Below are 1,862 nucleotides of genomic sequence, written 5' to 3'. Positions count from 1 at the left end.
GCCTGGAGCCTCGCTCAAATCGTCGAATCGGCCCAGCGGACGATGTCGGTCGCCGCCTGGCCGAAGGCATTGTCCAGCGCGCGGACGTAAGCCGCATTGCCGCTGCCGGAAACCGGCGCGCTCGCGGTGAAGTCCTTCGAGGCGCGCACCTCTCCGTTGCGGTCGTTCAGGATGCGCACGAACAAGTCGACGTCGGCATGCTCGCCGCCATTGACCCGCACCTCGAAGGAGCGCACCTCGGCGATGATCTGGTAGTCGATGGCCAGCCCTTCGCCCGGCTTGCCGACGCCGGCAAAGCTGCCGGAGCGCTGGAAGGTCTCGGCCAGCCTCGCCTGCACGATCAGCGGCAGCCGGTCCGCCCATTGCGCGCCTTTCAGGAACTGGATCGAGCGGTCCGAAGGCCTGATGACGATGTTCTGGCTGTCCAGCGCCTTGAGCGCCGAGGGCTGGGCGATCAGGATCTGGCGGCGGCTGTGCGCATGCACGTCGACCGACGGCGCGGACAGTTCGAACGTGTCGAGCGGCGCCGGCTTGCCGCCCAGGACCGCACAGCCGGCAAGCGTAAGCACCAGCAATGCCGCCGCGGACGATCTCAAACTACCCGCTACCACCCTGACCGACTTCACGCGCGATCCCCGTTGTCCCCGATCAACCCGCATTCGCGGTTCATTTTCTTGGCGGTCGCGGCGGCCGAAGTCAACGCCTTGCCCTTCCGTCGAACTGCCGGACCTCGCCCTCGCCGCCGGACAGGATGCGCTGCGGGTTGCGGCTGAGATCGGTCACCGCTTCCTCGATGCGATTGATCGAGCGGCGGCTGTCCTGCACCAGCGCCTCGACGTTCTGCAGCCCCTGGCCGGAGAAGCGTGACAGGTTGTCGACGATGGTGCCGAGGCGGGAGTTCAGCGTGTCGGCCACCTGCTTGAAGGATTTGAGCGTCGCCCTCGCATCGGCCATCACGCCGTCGGCCTCGCCGGAACCGAGGAGCTTGTCGACCTTGGCCAGGATGCCGTCGACGCGCACCGAGGCGTCGTTGAGGCGCTGCGCAAGCTGGCGGGCATTCTTGATCGTGTCATTGATGTCGTCGGAACGGTTGGCGATCTTGTCGGTGACCTTGGCGATGTCCGAGGCCGCCTTGTCGGCGCTGGCGCTGGCTTTCTGGATGTTGGCCAAAGCCTCCTTGACGTCGGCCGGATCGATGCCGTCGAGCACGCCGTTGACCTTGGCCAGTGTCCCTTGCGTCTGCTTGGCGAAATCGTTGATCGAGCCGACCGCCGTGTTGACGTTGCCGATGACCGTATCGAACTGCTTCGAAGTCTCCTTCAGATTTGCTGTCACCGTGTCGACATTGGCCACGATGCTCTTGATCTGGTCCTTGTCGACGGAATTGAGCAGGCCTTCGGCGGCCTTCAGCGTGCTGTCGAGCCGACCGGAGACATTCTTCAGCTGATCCGAAAGCGAACTCACCGCCGACAGGAACTTGTCGATGCCGTCGGAATTCTTGGCCAGCGCGTCCGAGAAGGTCTGGACGTTCTTGATCGTCTGCGTCAGCGGCTCGCGAACGTCGTTGGTGAAGCCTTCGAGCTCGCTAAGCACCTTGTCGGCGCGGGTAAAGATGTTCTGCGCCGTCTGCAAAAGGTTGGTGACCGCGGACGGGTTGGCGACGATCTCGGCGACCCTGCCTTCCTTCTCCGCCTCGTCGAGCAGCCTGGCTTCCTTGGGGTCGGCGCCCTTGAGCTCGATATTGGCCTGGCCGCTGAGGCCGGTCAGTCCGATGTCGGCCTGCGTCGACTTGGTGATCGGTGTCCAGCGGGCGATTTCGGCGTCGGCAATGGCGACGGTCGGATCGTCGCCATCGATATAGA

At 64.6% G+C, this 1,862-nt stretch carries 2 protein-coding genes; both read right to left on the bottom strand.

Going from position 1 to position 1,862, the window contains the following annotated elements; all coding sequences use genetic code 11:
• Window positions 1-14: 14 nt before the first annotated feature.
• Window positions 15-659 (bottom strand): ABC-type transport auxiliary lipoprotein family protein, encoded by a 645-nt coding sequence (locus tag EOA28_RS34505; RefSeq protein ID WP_127251296.1) that lies wholly within the window; start codon window positions 657-659, stop codon window positions 15-17.
• A 37-nt stretch (window positions 660-696) separates the two neighbouring features.
• Window positions 697-1,862: MCE family protein (locus EOA28_RS34500; protein WP_148671057.1), on the bottom strand; the 1,166-nt coding region annotated here is incomplete at its 5' end.

The organism is Mesorhizobium sp. M2A.F.Ca.ET.067.02.1.1 (assembly GCF_004023285.1).
In the GTDB taxonomy this organism is placed as follows: domain Bacteria; phylum Pseudomonadota; class Alphaproteobacteria; order Rhizobiales; family Rhizobiaceae; genus Mesorhizobium.
The sequence above is the reverse complement of the archived record's forward strand: the minus strand, read 5'-3'. Positions and strand labels throughout refer to the sequence as shown.